The organism is Parvibium lacunae (genome assembly GCF_003335215.1).
In the GTDB taxonomy this organism is placed as follows: Bacteria; Pseudomonadota; Gammaproteobacteria; order Burkholderiales; family Burkholderiaceae_D; genus Parvibium; species Parvibium lacunae.
Map to the genome: position 1 here is coordinate 255,975 of NZ_QPGB01000003.1, position 16,542 is coordinate 272,516.

At 52.3% G+C, this 16,542-nt stretch carries 16 protein-coding genes; 4 read left to right on the plus strand and 12 right to left on the minus strand.

Annotated elements, in window-relative coordinates; translation table 11 throughout:
* Window positions 1–4: 4 nt before the first annotated feature.
* From coaE to DU000_RS08860, 3 genes are all read left to right on the plus strand, one after another.
* Complete coding sequence (coaE, locus tag DU000_RS08850; protein ID WP_114403022.1) at window positions 5–631, plus strand: dephospho-CoA kinase; 627 nt, start codon at window positions 5–7, stop codon at window positions 629–631.
* A 116-nt stretch (window positions 632–747) separates the two neighbouring features.
* Complete coding sequence (zapD, locus tag DU000_RS08855) at window positions 748–1,497, plus strand: cell division protein ZapD (protein WP_114403099.1); 750 nt, start codon at window positions 748–750, stop codon at window positions 1,495–1,497.
* 13 nt (window positions 1,498–1,510) lie between these two features.
* Window positions 1,511–1,711, plus strand: coding sequence for a DNA gyrase inhibitor YacG (locus DU000_RS08860; protein WP_114403023.1), 201 nt, complete (start codon window positions 1,511–1,513; stop codon window positions 1,709–1,711).
* A gap of 19 nt (window positions 1,712–1,730) precedes the next feature.
* Here DU000_RS08860 and DU000_RS08865 read toward each other — a convergent pair whose 3' ends face one another.
* From DU000_RS08865 to DU000_RS08900, 8 genes are all read right to left on the minus strand, one after another.
* Window positions 1,731–3,791, minus strand: a complete 2,061-nt coding sequence (locus DU000_RS08865) for a M48 family metallopeptidase (RefSeq protein ID WP_114403024.1) — start codon at window positions 3,789–3,791, stop codon at window positions 1,731–1,733.
* 19 nt (window positions 3,792–3,810) lie between these two features.
* Window positions 3,811–4,410 carry a LemA family protein gene (locus DU000_RS08870; protein ID WP_114403025.1) on the minus strand — a complete coding sequence of 200 codons (600 nt, stop codon included), beginning with the start codon at window positions 4,408–4,410 and terminating at the stop codon, window positions 3,811–3,813.
* Between the two features lie 95 nt (window positions 4,411–4,505).
* Window positions 4,506–5,498 carry a Nudix family hydrolase gene (locus DU000_RS08875; RefSeq protein WP_158529672.1) on the minus strand — a complete coding sequence of 331 codons (993 nt, stop codon included), beginning with the start codon at window positions 5,496–5,498 and terminating at the stop codon, window positions 4,506–4,508.
* Window positions 5,499–5,518: 20 nt separating this feature from the next.
* Window positions 5,519–5,809, minus strand: a complete 291-nt coding sequence (locus DU000_RS08880) for an antibiotic biosynthesis monooxygenase family protein (protein ID WP_114403027.1) — start codon at window positions 5,807–5,809, stop codon at window positions 5,519–5,521.
* 16 nt (window positions 5,810–5,825) lie between these two features.
* A complete protein-coding gene (locus tag DU000_RS08885; protein ID WP_114403028.1) occupies window positions 5,826–6,710 on the minus strand; it encodes an ATP-binding protein in 885 nt (294 codons plus the stop codon).
* A gap of 19 nt (window positions 6,711–6,729) precedes the next feature.
* Window positions 6,730–7,962: a bifunctional glutamate N-acetyltransferase/amino-acid acetyltransferase ArgJ gene (gene argJ, locus DU000_RS08890; RefSeq protein ID WP_114403029.1), complete on the minus strand. Its 1,233-nt coding sequence runs from the start codon at window positions 7,960–7,962 to the stop codon at window positions 6,730–6,732.
* A 103-nt stretch (window positions 7,963–8,065) separates the two neighbouring features.
* Window positions 8,066–10,810: a preprotein translocase subunit SecA gene (secA, locus tag DU000_RS08895; protein WP_192878466.1), complete on the minus strand. Its 2,745-nt coding sequence runs from the start codon at window positions 10,808–10,810 to the stop codon at window positions 8,066–8,068.
* 190 nt (window positions 10,811–11,000) lie between these two features.
* Complete coding sequence (locus tag DU000_RS08900) at window positions 11,001–11,903, minus strand: M23 family metallopeptidase (protein ID WP_114403030.1); 903 nt, start codon at window positions 11,901–11,903, stop codon at window positions 11,001–11,003.
* Window positions 11,904–12,025: 122 nt separating this feature from the next.
* Here DU000_RS08900 and DU000_RS08905 point away from each other — a divergent pair, with 122 nt between their 5' ends.
* Window positions 12,026–12,520: a hypothetical protein gene (locus tag DU000_RS08905; protein WP_114403031.1), complete on the plus strand. Its 495-nt coding sequence runs from the start codon at window positions 12,026–12,028 to the stop codon at window positions 12,518–12,520.
* A gap of 13 nt (window positions 12,521–12,533) precedes the next feature.
* Here the strand turns inward: DU000_RS08905 and DU000_RS12735 are convergent, their stop codons facing one another.
* The 4 genes from DU000_RS12735 to ftsA form a co-directional block, all read right to left on the minus strand.
* The gene (locus tag DU000_RS12735; RefSeq protein WP_158529673.1) at window positions 12,534–12,710 is read right to left on the minus strand and encodes a hypothetical protein; all 177 of its coding nucleotides are present in this window, start codon (window positions 12,708–12,710) and stop codon (window positions 12,534–12,536) included.
* Between the two features lie 30 nt (window positions 12,711–12,740).
* Entirely contained in the window at window positions 12,741–13,652 is a 912-nt protein-coding gene (lpxC, locus tag DU000_RS08910) for a UDP-3-O-acyl-N-acetylglucosamine deacetylase (protein WP_114403032.1), read from the minus strand.
* 291 nt (window positions 13,653–13,943) lie between these two features.
* Entirely contained in the window at window positions 13,944–15,224 is a 1,281-nt protein-coding gene (ftsZ, locus tag DU000_RS08915) for a cell division protein FtsZ (protein ID WP_114403033.1), read from the minus strand.
* 64 nt (window positions 15,225–15,288) lie between these two features.
* A complete protein-coding gene (gene ftsA / locus DU000_RS08920; RefSeq protein WP_114403034.1) occupies window positions 15,289–16,521 on the minus strand; it encodes a cell division protein FtsA in 1,233 nt (410 codons plus the stop codon).
* Window positions 16,522–16,542: the final 21 nt, after the last annotated feature.

Sequence of the window (16,542 nt, forward strand, 5' to 3'; positions counted from 1 at the left end):
TTCGATGAACACCCCACTTCGAATAGGCATGACAGGGGGCATTGGCAGCGGAAAAAGTGCGGCGGCTCATTATTTTGCTCATCTTGGGGCAACGATTATCGATAGCGATCAAATCGCACATCAACTCACGACCTCAGGGGGATTAGCCATCCCCGCCATACGTCAACACTTCGGTACGGATTACTTAACAACAAATGGCAGCCTCGATAGGCAACGCATGCGCGAACGTATCTTTCAAGATCACGTAGCGAAAAGGACACTTGAAGCGATCTTGCATCCGCTTATCCGTGCTGCCTGTTGGCAACAAGCGCAGGAATCCGCTGCGGCACCTTATCAAATCTGGGTCATTCCCTTACTCTATGAACACCCAGACTGGCAAGAAAATCTAGATCGCATTCTGGTGATTGATTGTGATGAGGAAACGCAAATTCATCGAGTTATGCAGCGCAGCCAGCTGACACGGGAGGCCGTTGAGCAGATTTTGCGGCAACAAGCGAAGCGTATTGATCGACTCAGTATTGCGAATGATGTGATTGTTAATATAGGCGACTTCGCTGCTCTCCAGCAGCAGGTTGATGCACTGCACCAACTCTACCTGAACCGCACACCACAAAACCATCACAGATTGTAGGCAGCAGGCGCTAGTTTTTTTGTTGGCTGATAGCGCGCCAGGATTTAAATCTGGTATTGTTCAGGGTTATACCATTTTCACGAACACTCAGTTAATCATTAGGCATTGTGAGCGCCATACTCTACGAATATCCTTTTAACGAGCGGGTTAGAACCCTGTTACGGCTGGAAGATTTATGGGACAAGTTCTCGTTCTTCTTAGCCCAGGAAAACGCGCTGCAACATCATACGGCGCTGGTCACGTTATTCGAGATGCTTGATATTGTTGGGCGCGCCGATCTCAAATCAGATTTACTACAAGAGCTTGAGCGTCAGCGTCAAGTGTTGGCTGCCTTCCGCAACAACCCACAAATTGAAGAGCGCGTTCTTGAAGAGATCCTCACTAACATCGAACAGGCAGCACAAGGCTTGAGCCAGAGCCAAGGTAAAACCGGGCAATATCTACGTGATAATGAATGGCTCATGAGCGTTCGCAGTCGAACCATTATTCCAGGTGGCGCATGCGAATTTGATCTGCCGTCTTATCATGCTTGGCTGCAACAGTCTCATGACATTCGCCGCCAGGACATTGAACGCTGGGTTGGCCCGATGCAGCCGTTGTTTGATTCAATTCAGATCGTCCTGCGCTTATTGCGCGAAAGCGGCCACCGCAGTCACCAAATCGCCCAGCAAGGTAGCTTTCAACAGATGTTGGGCGGCAAGCAATACCAAATGATGCAGGTACGGATTGCCGACCCTCGTTTCATTCCTGAAATGAGCGCCAATAAATACATGCTATGGGTACGATTCACCACTCAAGATGGGGATCTCAAGCCCAAACCAGCAGAACAAGATGTTCCATTTGATTTAACGCTGTGTAATTTTTAGGGCGTTGTTCGTCATGAAAGTCAAGTGCCCTACTTGCCATCAAACCCACGATTGGGATACCCGTAACCGCTACCGCCCATTTTGTTCTGAACGCTGTAAGCAAATTGATCTGGGCGCTTGGGCTGACGAGCGTTATCGTGTTGCGGGCGCACCGCTGGATGAAAACGCTGTCAGTGTCGATGAATGGGGCCAGTCTTCATCACAGGCCCATTAGCCTGTGCCAATACCGTGAACTAACGGCACAAGGCGTCGGCTTCTGCAAATTGTATGCTCACTTGCGGCGGCAGGGGGGTATCAATCGCCGCGCAGAGGGTTCGTAAAAACTCGGCTGCAACCATCGTGAGTTGGCGCTGATGCTGATACGGCGAGCTGGCCACTAACGCAGTTTCTACACAAGCTTGTAAGAAAGCGGGTTTGCGCAAAGGGGCTAATTGCCGAATTCGCTGTATCGACGCGCTGATTTGGGGATAAGCAATACCACCGCCGCTGTCTATCGCAATCGGCTTTAACGCCAACACCGCCAACCCTTGATGAACCGCTTGCTGACAAATGGCCTGATTGTGTGGGACGTTGCGCGTGGATCGCCCTGGAGCAGCCACGTACGCCAGCAAATGCAACACACAGGCAATCTCAGATTGCAGTGACGCATAACTTGCGTAGCGTTTGTTTGGACCTAATTGTGGTGATGCCGCCAAACGCTGCTGCAATAGAGTTTGGAACATAAACTCCGTGAGTGATAAGCGTTGATCAGCCTCAATCACCCGTTGCACAGTCTGCAAGAAGCTCTCTAGATATTGTTTTGCCATTAAACGCAATGCGGGTGTACAGACATCTAGCAAGGGTAGACGCAAACTGGCCGGGTAGGTATTCAACATGTCTCGATAGCGCTCGATCTCGCTGCGCGCCGGCGGTGCTAGGCTAACAGCGACATCCAGCGCTTGTTGATCACGGACCTCCCCCTGCTCGGCCCACAGCATGGCATAGACCAGCGCTCGTGCGGTGTAAGGTTCGTGTGCGGCTTTAAGGATTAACGGCAGCGACACAGTGCTTGCCTGATCGGCTTGATCTGTTGCCAACATCCGCTGAGCAAAGCGCTGTTGCGCTGGGCCTGGCTGGCCAATTTGGGCTGCAAAATCGGGGACTTCCGGAGAGGATTGAATGAGCCCGGCCACTGGGTTCAAGGTCTCATGAATCCGGCGCGCATCACTAAAGTTGGTCACCTGATAAGAGAGCGGTGGCAGATCAGCAGTTGCGCCTATACCATCATTGATGATGGTCGCAGCCAAGTAAGTCACGCTGCGCCCGTATAGTTTTTCCAACCGTCGTGCCAAAGGGGGGTGCGTGGCAAGCCAACGATTGACGGCAGCTTGATTAACAGGGCCAAGATAAAAATGCGACAGTCTGTCACTGCTAGGATGGATGACGAAGGAACCGGCCTCTGCATTGCGCGGATTGATCTGGCGGCCCAAGCCGCCGATTTTTCGGAGTGCGCCGCCGATACCCTCAACCTGGCGAGTAAATTGGACAGCAGAGGCATCGGCTAAATACTCGCGCTGTCGGGATAGCGATGCACGCAGCAAACGGCCACACCACTCGCCCAAGTATCCCAACAACAACAAGGTCATGCCGGCTGCGAACCAAATCAGGGCAAAGCCATGATTACGCTCTCCATACTGACGCCGAGGCGTATGGTTGAGTAACCAGTGACCAAAATCAGCGACCATTTGCAAGCCAAATACCAGACCGAGCAGCCGGATGTTGAGGGCCATGTCACCATTGAGAATATGGCTAAATTCATGCGCAATAACGCCCTGTAACTCATCGCGCGTCAAGCGCTGCATTGCCCCTTGGGTAACGGCAAGCGCGACATCCTGCCTATCATGACCGGCGGCAAAGGCATTAATCCCATCGCTGTGTTCTAGCACGTACACCGCAGGCATAACTACCCCGGCGGCGAGGGCCATTTCTTCCACCACGTTTAATAAGCGACGTTCACGCTGATCACGGGTATTGGGCTGGATCCGCCGCCCTCCTGCCATTTCTGCAACACGTGTGCCTCCCGCCCGTAGATTTTGAATTTCTATCCAAGCCCCACCAACAATTAATAAAACAATAATCGCCGTATTCGTGAAATAAAAATAATGCGGGACCACCCGATCCTGCGCCACCCAGATCCAAACATAGGTGGCGATAATATTAACAACCACAACAATAAACAATACAAGCAAGGCGAACAGCCATAGTAAGCGACGTGAACGCCGACGCGCCTGGGCTTGCTCGACAAAAAACTGCATGGTGATTTAGCTTGAGCGATTACTTGCTGAAAGAGACTTTCACCGCTGCCTTCTCCACCGCAGATTCAGTCGCTTGCAGTAACTCCGCCGGCGCAAAGCCGTAACGATTGGCGATGAGATTGGTAGGAAATGATTCGCGCGCGGTGTTGTAGCTCATGACTTCATCGTTATACGCTTGCCGGGCAAACGCAATCCGATTTTCCGTGCTGCTCAACTCTTCCGTGAGCTGCATCATGTTGTCATTGGCTTTCAATTCTGGATAGGCTTCCGCCAGCGCCATAAAGCGTGACAGCGCACCCCCTAATGCCATTTCAGCTTGGCCCAGCGCTTGGATAGCCGTTGAATTAGCCGGATTACTGGCAGCGGTTTGGTTCACTGTCACCGCCTGATTGCGCGCCTTTACCACGGCTTCGAGGGTGTCGCGCTCATGTTGCATGTAAGCTTTGGCAGTTTCAACCAGATTGGGAATTAAGTCATAACGGCGTTTCAGTTGTACATCAATCTGCATGAAGGCATTTTTATAACGGTTGCGTGCCGCTACCAGACCGTTGTAAGCCGAAACCAGCCATAAGACTAATGCAATTAAGGCCCCTAACACTACCATCGTCGTGATGCTCATCGTGTCTCCCTATGTCAATTTGGCAATTCACTATACTGCGGTGGATATTACCCTGACTGGCTAGGGATATGGCGAGAAATAACAACGCTAGCGGACTACGCTTCCCAGTAGCCCCGTTGTAATGCCACGCCCTGCCCCCCTGCCGCCAGTGCTTGCGGCAGATCGCCTAAAGTCATCCCGCCAATCGCATACGTGGGTACGGGACAGCCAGTTACCTCCGTTTGCCAAGTCGCCCATCCCATGCCGGTCTGACCGGGATGGCTCGCCGTCGCTTGAACATTCCCTAAAAATGCATAATCCACATCCCAATCCGCCAATTGCGCCAACTCAGCCGCCGTATGGCAAGAGGCGCCGCGCCAGATGCACATTGCATCGGCATCGGTGCGCGGTGTTAATTCTGCACCGAGTGCGGCCACATCCCGCGCGGTGTAATGCAAAGGAGAGTTAACTTGCCTAGTAGCAAGTAAATTGACGTGACGACTGCTGACACTCAGCGGCACTTGGTAAGCCTCACACAAAGCGCGCAATCCGTCATACAGCTCAAATAAATCAGCTTCAGCCAGCGCCGGCTCGCGCAGCAATAACCACGGGCAGGCAGTTTGTTGAAAACGGGCTTCACACGCTTGTAAAAAGGGCTGCACGCCCCAGGCTGCCGCATGCGATAAGACCACATAGCGCGGCAAAGCCAACCAACGCAATACCGGTAAGCTGGCAGGTAACAGTGGCTGCGGCAATCCAGCAAACGCATCCACCGCGGTAGGTTGCATGCAGGTCCAGGTAAACGCCTGGCCTTCCCGCCCTCGGGGCTCCCCCGCAAAAGCAGTGACGCGCCAGAAGTGCAGACGCACAGTGGCATGGGGATAGGTATACACACGTGTCACCCAGGGAGTACCTGTTTGCGGTTGAATCCCTAGCTCTTCATCCAGTTCGCGGCAAAGAGCCTGCCAGACCGATTCGCCCGCTTCCAATTTGCCGCCGGGGAACTCCCAGTATCCTGCATACGGTTTGCCTTCTGGGCGTTGTCCTAACAGGAATTGCCCCTGCTGATTAAACACAATCGCCACCGCGACGTCCTTAATGTTAATCATGGTCTTACTCATGACGTCAGTCATGGAAAGCGATATTCCCGCTGGATCTCAGCGATTTGGACTTGATAGGTTTCATACCAATCGGTACGGCCACGCTGCTGGGCTAATACATGCGTGCCGTGGGCTTTCCATGCTTGAATATCTTCTAGCTTATGCCAGTACGACAGTGCAATCTCTTGCTCACCTTCGGTCACGGCGATAAATTCCACGCAGTGGAACTGTTCCAAGGCGAGTTGGCGCAATACGCTGGCTGTCGCGCTGTACTCCGCATCAAGGGCCTTAGTTTTGGCTCTAAAGATCACGACATACATTCGATCACCATTCGCGCTACACCTTCCCAGCCCAATCTTTGGCGAACTGATACGCGACGCGACCTGAACGCGAACCGCGCTCTATCGCGAAGCGCAAAGCATCGGCCCGCGCCCGTTCTATTTCATCCGTAGCGCAGCCTAATTGCACTAGCCAGTGCGCGACGATATTCAGATAATCGTCTTGCCGGAAAGGTTGAAACGAAATCCACAAACCAAAACGCTCAGAGAGAGAAATTTTTTCTTCCACTACTTCCCCCGGGTGAATCTCGCCATCGTCGGTATGGGTGTAGGTTTTGTTTTCGTGAAAGTACTCCGGCAGGAGATGCCGGCGGTTACTCGTGGCATACACCAACACATTCTCAGCCGGGGCGGCGAGCGCGCCATCCAGAACCGTTTTCAGCGCTTTGTAGCCAGAATCACCTTCATCAAAAGAGAGGTCGTCGCAAAATAAAATAAAGCGATAGGGCTGTGCCGCGATTTGCTCGACGATATCGGGCAAACACACCAAGTCAGTTTTATCAACTTCGATCACCCGTAAACCTTGCACGAAAAACTCATTCAAACACGCTTTGATTAGCGACGATTTGCCCGTGCCCTTGGCGCCGGTCAGCAAGATATTATTCGCTGGCTTGCCCGCAACAAATTGGGCCGTATTGCCAACCAAGCGCATCTTCTGCGTATCCACATGCTGAATATCCGCCAAGCGAATCGGCGCGACCTGTGGAATCGCTTGCAGATACCCATTGCTAGCGCTTAAGAGGCTCGCGGTACGCATACGCCAGCGTGCCGCAGGGATCGTTTGCCAATCAATCGCCGTGGCAGGTGGGGCAACCAAGGCTAAGAGCTGCTCAAGCGCTGCTGCTAATCTCTCATTGGACTGGTGCGTGATTTCAGTGGTCATATCCTCACCGCTATTCAGATTAGGTACGATATTCCGCGTTAATCTTCACGTAATCATAGGAAAAGTCACAGGTCCAAACGGTGGTGTGTTCAGTGCCGCGCCCCAAATCCACACGCATACTAATTTCGGCTGGGGCCAATACGCGTTGCCCATCGGCCTCGGTGTAGCTGGCGGCACGCCCGCCATTCTCCACCACCAGCACATCACCAAACCACACATTGGTTTTTTGGGTGTCTAAACTCGGCAAGGCATTCCCTACCGCCATGAGCACACGGCCTAAGTTCGGATCACTCGCGAACAAAGCAGTTTTCACTAAAGGCGAATTGGCAATGCCTTTGCCGACCTGATGAGCCTCTTCTACGGAGGCAGCGCCCGTGACCTGTATCGTCAAAAACTTGGTCGCCCCTTCGCCATCCCGCGCGATCCGCTGCGCCAAATCTGCGGCCACATCAGTCAAGGCGGCTTTCAGTGCCGCATAACGTGGGTCAGTCGTTACATTAATTTCAGGGTGTGCGGCTTGGGCACTCGTTATCAATACAAACGAATCATTGGTAGAAGTATCGCCATCCACGGTCACGCGATTGAATGAGGCATCGGCGACTTCTTTGACTAACTGCGGCAATAGCGCCGCAGAGATATTAGCGTCTGTCGCCAAATACGCCAGCATGGTGGCCATGTTCGGCTCCAGCATCCCCACCCCTTTAGCAATGCCCGTCACACTCACCGTTACCCCGTCCACGACCAGCTGTGTTGAGCGCGCTTTGGCAATCGTATCCGTGGTCATAATCGCCGCCGCGGCATTCGCCCAGGCTTGCGGGGTATCGCTCAAATTAGCCTGCGCCACGGGTAAGGCAGCGACGATCTTTTCAACGGGCAAGTGTTCCAGAATCACGCCCGTAGAAAAGGGCAGCACCTCCTGCGCCTTACACCCCATTAACTCGGCCACCGCACGGCAGCTTGCCTGCGCGGCCTGTAAACCCTGAGCCCCGGTACCGCAATTCGCATTCCCAGCATTCACAACCAAGGCACGAATGCTATTCCCGGCCTGCAAATGTTGGCGACAGACTTGCACCGGCGCAGCCGCAAAGGCATTTTGTGTAAACACGCCCGCGGCGCGACTACCAGGCGCTAACTCAATCAAAAGCACATCATCGCGCGTCCACTTTTTAATGCCAGCTGGCGCACTACCTACTTTAATGCCTGGCACAGAAACCAATTCAGCGGGGTTGGGGGGAAGCAGATTCACAGCCATCACGTATCCTAATGAACATAAAAACAATTATTTGATTGTAACGAATCTACAAACAGAAAAGCCACTCGCTGAGTGGCTTTTCTGTTTGTAGCGCCAGACGAGTTTAAGCTAAAGCGCCGTGACAATTCTTGTATTTCTTCCCGCTGCCACAAGGACAAGGATCGTTCCGGCCAACTTTCGGCACCACATTCCGCACTGGCTGATTTTTAGGTTCAGCCGCAGCAGGTGTGGCCTCACCATCGGCGTCGGCATGCTGGTATTGGGCTTGCTCGCGACTCTGAGCCGCACGCTCCTCCATCTGTTCTTCCGCTTGCTCCAGCTGTTCAGCATGTTGAATCCGAATCGTCATGATGATACGGATGACATCGGTCTTAATCGCTTCCAGCATATTGGCAAAAAGCTCAAAGGCTTCACGCTTGTATTCTTGCTTCGGATTTTTCTGGGCATAACCACGCAGGTGAATCCCTTGACGAAGGTGATCTAATGCCGAGAGATGCTCACGCCAATGATTGTCAAGAGTATTGAGCAACAACGCACGCTCAAAGCTGGTGAAGGCTTCACCAGCCTGAGTCACTTTAGCTGCATAGGCTTCCTTAGCGGCTGTCAAGACCAATGCCAGCAGGTTATCGTCGTCTAAATTCGCTTCGTCAGTAAGGCTTGCGGTCAGCGGCACTTCAAGTTGCCATTCTGTGCGCAATATATTTTCGAGTGCGGCTAAATCCCATTGCTCTTCCATGCTCTCAGCGGGAACATACGTCCGGAAAAGGACGGTAAAGACGCCATCGCGCAAATGATGGATCATCTCGCGGACATTCTCCGACTCTAAAATTTCGTTACGCTGGGAATAGATCACCTTACGCTGATCATTCGCCACATCATCGTATTCCAATAACTGCTTACGGATATCAAAGTTCCGTGCTTCTACTTTACGCTGTGCGGACTCAATGGAACGCGTTACCATGCCTGCCTCAATGGGTTCGCCATCGGGTAGTTTCAAGCGTTCCATGATGGCACGTACCCGGTCACCGGCGAAGATACGCAGCAATTGATCTTCCATCGATAAATAGAATCGCGACGAACCAGGATCGCCTTGACGCCCAGCCCGACCCCGTAATTGATTGTCAATCCGGCGCGATTCATGACGTTCACTGCCGATAATATGCAAGCCGCCCGCTGCAATCACTTGATCATGTAAGCTCTGCCACTCATTCCGTAAGGTTTCAATCTTGCTGGCTTTTTGCTCATCAATCAAATTGGGATCAGCTTGGACAAACGCGCATTGCTTTTCCAGGTTGCCGCCCAACACAATGTCGGTTCCCCGGCCTGCCATATTGGTCGCAATCGTAATGCGTTTTGGCCGCCCGGCTTCCGCCACAATTTGTGCTTCACGGGCATGCTGTTTCGCGTTCAATACCTCATGCGGCAAATTAAGCTCACGCAACATCCCCGACAACAATTCAGATTGTTCAATCGAGGTCGTCCCGACCAGTACAGGTTGACCACGCTCAAAACAGGCTTTCATGTCTTGAATAATGGCCTGATATTTTTCTCGCGCTGACTTGTAAACTTGATCTTGCCGATCTTGGCGACGGATTGGCTTATGCGTTGGAATGACCACCGTCTCCAAACCATAAATTTCTTGAAACTCATAAGCTTCGGTATCCGCAGTCCCCGTCATACCTGCCAATTTGCCATACATGCGAAAATAGTTCTGGAACGTGATGGATGCCAAGGTTTGGTTCTCAGCCTGAATTTTCGCGCCTTCCTTCGCTTCAATCGCCTGATGCAAGCCATCAGACCAGCGACGACCTGGCATCAAGCGGCCCGTAAATTCATCAACGATAATGACTTCACCAGCTTGCACGACGTAGTGCGTGTCTTTGTGGAACAGGGTGTGTGCTCGCAGGGCGGCATTCAAGTGATGGAACAACAAAATATTTTGCGGATCATAAAGACTGGCACCATCCGGCAGTAACCCGAGGTTAGCCAGAATCTGTTCCGCTTTTTCATGGCCAGCTTCTGAAATATGAACCTGATGCCCTTTTTCATCCACCCAATAATCACCCGGTGGTTCTGGTTCTGTCGGCTTGGGTTCACTGGTTTGCGGCGTCAACAAAGGCGGTACCGCATTCATCTTGACGTAAAGTTCGGTATGGTCTTCAGCGGGGCCTGAAATAATCAATGGGGTACGAGCTTCATCAATCAGGATGGAATCAACCTCATCCACAATCGCATAAATCAGTTGCCGCTGACGTCGATCGCCAACTTGATGCTCCATGTTGTCACGCAGATAATCGAAACCAAACTCATTGTTGGTACCGTAGGTAATATCTGCGGCATACGCGGCTTTTTTCTCTTCATTCGGTTGCTGGCTCAGAATAACCCCGACCGATAACCCTAGAAAACTATAGAGCTTACCCATCCACTCAGCATCACGCGCAGCCAAGTAATCATTCACAGTCACCACATGCACGCCCGTTGCCGGAATCGCATTTAAGTACACCGCCAGCGTTGCCGTGAGTGTTTTGCCCTCACCCGTACGCATTTCCGCAATTTTGCCGTGATGCAATACCATCCCGCCAATCAGCTGTACATCAAAGTGCCGCATGCCCATAACCCGCCGGCTCGCCTCACGCACTACCGCAAACGCTTCGGGCAGTAACTGGTCTAACGATTCTCCTGCGGCATAGCGCTGGCGAAACTCAGCCGTTTTTGCTTGCAGCGCTGCATCATCCAGTTGCTGTAAAGTTGGTTCTAAGGCATTAATTTTGTCTACTGTCTTCTGATACTGGCGCAACAAGCGCTCATTACGACTGCCGAAGATTTTTTTAAGTAATTGATTGATCATGCTAGAGACCCATTAAGGGTACGAATCGGGTTGAATCGGATAGCCCCGCAAACCATAGCCTGCGTTGCTGTTGGGGCATATATGCATGCGAAAGCCTGAAATACAAGCGCTATCTTTATTTTAGCATGCAGGCATTGGGGAATTTTGGCGAGATTCGCCACCAACTCGGCAAAACAAACGCGAGCAGCCGCTATTTTTGCGCAATCGCCGTCGCGCTAAAAAAGCGGTGTGGATTTTGTGGCACGCCGTTTACCCGGACTTCAAAGTGTAAATGCGAGCCGGTAGAACGCCCTGTTGAGCCAACCTCTGCGATTTTTTGGCCACGTTTAACGACATCGTTCAACTTGACCAAGAGGCGCGAAGCATGGGCATAGCGAGAGATTAAGCCTTCGCCGTGATCAATGTCGATCACATTACCGAACTCATGGTGATACTCGGCGGCAATCACTACCCCGTTGGCTGCAGCCACAATAGGCGTTCCCACGGGCGCGACGAAATCAACCCCTTCATGCATGGCTTGACGGCCCGTGATGGGATCAATCCGAACCCCAAAACTGGACGAGTTATAGCCAACTGCAACGGGCGGCAAGGAAGGTAAGCGGGCTTTCTCCATTCGATTCAATAACAGCTCCGCCTCTAATAGCGATAAGTAATCGGTACGCGATTCTACCGAGCGCTGCAACGAATCGAGCGAACGCTGTAAGTCTTGCAAGCTCATTTCCTGAGCCACGACCAACTGCCCGCCACGTCCTGGCGGCTGACTGAAATCAATCTCTTGGGGCTTGACACCGGCCTCACGGGAAACGCGTTCGCCAACCGCATCCAGACGCAAAATTTGGGCTTGCAATTCACCCACGCGGCGGGCCATTTCTTGCACATTGTCACGTACAAAACGCTGACTATCACCAGCGACATTAGTCACAGGCTGAATAATGTACTGCATGACGCCGGTCTGCCAAGCCAACCAGGCAAGCAGTGAGGACCCACCGAAAAACATAAATAAAGAAAATGCCAAGCCATACAGCACATGCTTGCGGGTGATCGTAAAGCTTCGGGCTTGCGCTAGGCGCGGATGCACCAAAATAATTTGCACGATGACTCCTCCAATGACTCGCTAGTGTGTCCGATTCAAAAATCCAGCATCGCTGGATCCGAACCGGCAACACAATTCGCTACAATAGCTGAGTACAACTTGAGTTTGCTTGCTTCGTTACTATGCCCACCTATCCTATGCGTCAACAGATCGTCGCTGACTGGCTCTCCGCCGATCCCAAGCTAGCCGGCGTATTGATACAGACGCATGCCCAGCAACGTCTCCAACAGGATTGTTTGGACTTACTCTCTCAGTCTGGTGTGGCCCTGGGGAACCGCACACGCGTGCCAGGCATAACCACTGATCACCTACAACCCCTGCAAACGAGCCTACGCGGCAACACCCTTATTTTTGTTCATGGATCGTCCGCGATCGTCAATAAAATTAAGCATCTCGCCCCGCGACTGTGCGCGGGTTTGCAGGAAAAGGGATGGCAGGTTAACGCAATCCGGGTTCAAGTGCAACCCCGACTGATTAAAAAAGAAACAAAATCAACAAAGAGGGGGCTGACTGAAGAAAATTTACGCAATTGGGAAGCGATGGCCACGCAACTTCATGACCCCGGCCTACAGCGCGCTGTTTTCGCTTTATTGAAACATCACCAGCGTAAATCCTAAGCAGGTCTGCGCCCTAGACCACTCGCTCTAAGATCAAAATGGTAAAGAAAATGAGCCCGCCGATGATAAAAAGACGGAATCCGAGCTGCGCCAATTGCAGGTAACGCGGTTGGCGCGTCAGGAAATAAGCCCCAACAGCAACCAATATGGCGATCAAAATCAAGGCCATTAATAATCGGAACACCGGCATAGCGTACTCCCTTGCAAATGAGTTCAGGCGTTAAGCCGCGTCCAGGACTCGAAGATACGCGGGCGGTGCCGTTTTACGTTGGGTAAAGGTCACGATGTCATAGGCATTGGAATCGGCCAAAACCGCACGAATCAACTGATTATTCAAGGCATGCCCAGATTTATGTGCGCTGTAGCTTGCTAAAAGGGGTTTGCCGATGAGATAGAGATCGCCAATCGCATCCAGAATTTTGTGTTTGACGAATTCATCCGCATCGCGCAACCCGTCTGCATTCAAGACCCGAAATTCATCCATCACAATCGCATTCTCAAGACTCCCTCCGCGGGCCAAGCCGACTGCCCGCAGGGTGTCAACATCCTTGACAAAGCCAAAGGTGCGAGCGCGCCCAATCGCATCAATATAAGGAACATCAGCAAAATCGACGGTGTACTCCTGGCCACTGCGATCAATCGCGGGATGATTAAAGTCAATTGAGAAACGCAATTTAAAACCATGGTGCGGGTCAAGTCGCGCCCACTTATCACCTTCACGGACCTCAACCGACTTGAGCAAGCGAATGAATTGCCGTGGCGCTGTCTGTTCTACCCGCCCCGCTTGCTGTAGTAAATAAAAGAAAGAGCCAGCGCTACCGTCCATAATTGGGACTTCTTCCGCATCGAGATCCACATAAAGATTATCGATATTGAAACCGGCTAATGCGGACATTAAATGCTCTACCGTAGAAACGCGAACCCCTTCTTTTTCGAGGACAGAGGCCATCCGCGTATCGCCAACGCCGTGCGCCGCCGCAGGCAGCGAAATCACAGGGGTTTGATCGACCCGACGAAACAAAATACCTGTATTCACTGGTGCGGGGTGGAGTTGTAACCGCACAGGCAGGCCTGCATGGAGGCCGATGCCAACGGTACTAACACTTTGACGTAAGGTGTGCTGGTAAAGCATAGCTATTCCAAGTAAGGCTCATTCACAGCCTGGGTTATCTGACGACACTGAATGAAGCCGCTGCGCCATTACGACCGCAACAGACTCAATTAAGCACTTTTGAGTCAGAGTAAAGCGATCTTATTCTTAGAACAGTATATCGACAATTCAGCCAATTGGCTGGCGCGCAGGTCCTGTCGTGTCTTTCGTGTCTTTTTAAAAAAGACAAAGCGACCCAGCCACGGGAGGCAATCGTGGCTGGGTCGCTTATACCGGCTAGATCAAAAATTGATCGACCGGGGGAGCTTAGAGTCAGTCAGCTTGGCGACGCAAGAAAGCGGGAATATCGTAACGATCCATCCCACTCTCCTCAAGGGCGTTCACCCGCGCATTGGCCGACTCGCGCGAACTACGCCATACAGCCGGCGTTTCAAAACTCTGATAATCGGTTGCTGGTGCTGTCGCCACATTTGGCTGCCCAGCCATGCTGGCGCCACTGGCGAGCGCATTGGGTGACGTCATGGCAGCCGCCATACTGGCGCCAAGCGCGTTGGCCTGGGCAGTTGTAAAGCCCACATTATCCGTCCCCGTGCGTAATACCGTATTCACCGTTGTTTGTGGGACTAACTGCGGCTTTTGTTTGGCTCGGCCTAGGCCAGTTGCGACCACGGTGACGCGCAAATCATCGCCCATCGCATCATCATAGACCGTGCCAAAAATCACCGTTGCATCTTCCGCCGCAAACGCGCGGATGGTATTCATGACCTCTTTGGTTTCCTTTAACTTGAGGCTACGGCTGGCGGTAATATTCACCAGAACCCCACGCGCGCCAGAGAGATCGATGCCTTCCAACAAGGGGCTGGCAACCGCTTGCTCGGCAGCGATTCGGGCGCGATCGATGCCGTTGGCTTTTGCGGTCCCCATCATGGCTTTACCTTGCTCAGACATCACTGTCTTCACATCCTCAAAGTCAACATTCACCAAGCCATCCACATTGATGATTTCGGCAATGCCTGCGACCGCGTTATGTAGTACATCATCTGCGCACTTGAAGCACTCATCCATTTCGGCATCTTCACCCATGACTTCTTCGAGCTTCTCATTCAAGATCACAATCAATGAATCGACATTTTGTGTCAGGCTCTCCAGACCTGCCTCGGCAGAGCGCATGCGCTTCGGACCTTCAAAATCAAAGGGTTTGGTCACTACCGCAACGGTCAAAATCCCCATCTCTTTGGCCACTTCAGCAACCACAGGGGCAGCGCCAGTACCCGTACCGCCACCCATACCCGCCGTGATAAAGACCATATGTGCGCCACGTAGCGCATCGGCAATGCGGCTACGCTCTTCTTCTGCCGCCAAGCGCCCTGCCTCAGGCTTGGCGCCCGCCCCTAAGCCTGTTTTGCCCAGTTGAATATTGTTATGGGCTTGGGAACGAACCAGTGCTTGCGCATCGGTATTCGCACAAATGAACTCGACGCCCTGTACGCCACGATTGATCATGTGCTGTACCGCGTTACCACCTGCACCACCTACCCCAACCACTTTAATAATGGTCCCTTGGGTCTCTGTTTCCAACATTTCAAAACTCATGATTGCCTCCTACAGTTGAACTACAAAGTAAAAACGACGCTTTCCTAACTACGATGAGTAATCATTAAAAATTACCCACAAACCACTCTTTCATCCGCTGCAAAACACTCTTGATGGAACCGCTTTGCTGCGCTACGCGACGCCCGCGCAGGCGCTGTGCCCGCGCTTCTAGCAGTAACCCCATCGCTGTTGCGTAGCGTGGGCTGGCGACGACATCGGCCAAGCCGCCACGGTAATCTGGCACGCCCATGCGCACCGGCTTGAGGAAAATATCCTCACCCAACTCAACCATGCCGGGCATTAAGGCTGTGCCGCCGGTCAAGACGATGCCCGACGACAGCAACTCCTCATACCCTGACTCACGGATCACTTGCTGCACCAATGAAAATAACTCCTCAACCCGAGGCTCAATCACCGCCGCCAACGCTTGTTTAGAGAGTGCCCGCGGCCCGCGATCACCCAAGCCGGGTACTTCAATACGATCATCCATACTGGCCAAGGCTTGTTTCGCAATACCATGTTGCACCTTGATATCTTCTGCATCAGCCGTGGGTGTACGTAATGCCATGGCGATATCGCTAGTGATCTGATCGCCCGCGATCGGGATGACAGCGGTATGGCGAATAGCGCCACCGGTAAAGATAGCGATATCGGTGGTGCCACCACCGATATCGACTAGGCAGACGCCCAGGTCTTTTTCATCTGGGGTTAAGACAGAGAGACTGGATGCCAGTGGCTGTAAAATTAAATCTTCGACTTCAAGACCACAGCGACGGACACACTTGACGATGTTTTGTGCGGCACTCACCGCCCCAGTCACGATGTGAACCCGCACTTCGAGGCGTACGCCACTCATCCCAATCGGTTCCCGAACATCTTCTTGACCGTCGATCATGAACTCTTGCGTCAGCACATGTAACACTTGCTGATCGGTTGGAATATTCACTGCTTTGGCCGTATCTATCACGCGCGCCACATCGGATTGAGACACTTCACGGTCTTTAATCGCGACCATGCCGCTCGAGTTAAAACTCCGAATATGACTGCCTGCGATCCCGGTAAAGACGTGCTTGATTTTGCAATCAGCCATCAGTTCTGCTTCTTCCAGTGCGCGCTGAATCGAGTTGACCGTGGCTTCAATGTTAACAACCACCCCTTTTTTCAGGCCTTGCGAAATATGGTGGCCCATACCGATCACTTCAAAGTGTCCGTCAGCCATTAACTCAGCGACCATAGCGACAACTTTTGACGTCCCGATATCCAGTCCCACAATCAAATCTTTATATTCTTTACTCATGCTGATTCCCTTGGGCAGCAC

Bases quoted from the DNA above. Each gene is read 5' to 3' on its own strand.
- DU000_RS08905 (WP_114403031.1), top strand. From the start codon at position 12,026: ATGCCCACCTATCCTATGCGTCAACAGATCGTCGCTGACTGGCTCTCC.
- secA (WP_192878466.1), bottom strand. From the start codon at position 10,810: ATGATCAATCAATTACTTAAAAAAATCTTCGGCAGTCGTAATGAGCGC.
- ftsA (WP_114403034.1), bottom strand. From the start codon at position 16,521: ATGAGTAAAGAATATAAAGATTTGATTGTGGGACTGGATATCGGGACG.
- DU000_RS12735 (WP_158529673.1), bottom strand. From the start codon at position 12,710: ATGCCGGTGTTCCGATTATTAATGGCCTTGATTTTGATCGCCATATTG.
- DU000_RS08880 (WP_114403027.1), bottom strand. From the start codon at position 5,809: ATGTATGTCGTGATCTTTAGAGCCAAAACTAAGGCCCTTGATGCGGAG.
- DU000_RS08865 (WP_114403024.1), bottom strand. From the start codon at position 3,791: ATGCAGTTTTTTGTCGAGCAAGCCCAGGCGCGTCGGCGTTCACGTCGC.
- DU000_RS08860 (WP_114403023.1), top strand. From the start codon at position 1,511: ATGAAAGTCAAGTGCCCTACTTGCCATCAAACCCACGATTGGGATACC.
- argJ (WP_114403029.1), bottom strand. From the start codon at position 7,962: ATGGCTGTGAATCTGCTTCCCCCCAACCCCGCTGAATTGGTTTCTGTG.
- DU000_RS08875 (WP_158529672.1), bottom strand. From the start codon at position 5,498: ATGATTAACATTAAGGACGTCGCGGTGGCGATTGTGTTTAATCAGCAG.
- lpxC (WP_114403032.1), bottom strand. From the start codon at position 13,652: ATGCTTTACCAGCACACCTTACGTCAAAGTGTTAGTACCGTTGGCATC.
- ftsZ (WP_114403033.1), bottom strand. From the start codon at position 15,224: ATGAGTTTTGAAATGTTGGAAACAGAGACCCAAGGGACCATTATTAAA.
- DU000_RS08885 (WP_114403028.1), bottom strand. From the start codon at position 6,710: ATGACCACTGAAATCACGCACCAGTCCAATGAGAGATTAGCAGCAGCG.
- coaE (WP_114403022.1), top strand. From the start codon at position 5: ATGAACACCCCACTTCGAATAGGCATGACAGGGGGCATTGGCAGCGGA.
- DU000_RS08870 (WP_114403025.1), bottom strand. From the start codon at position 4,410: ATGAGCATCACGACGATGGTAGTGTTAGGGGCCTTAATTGCATTAGTC.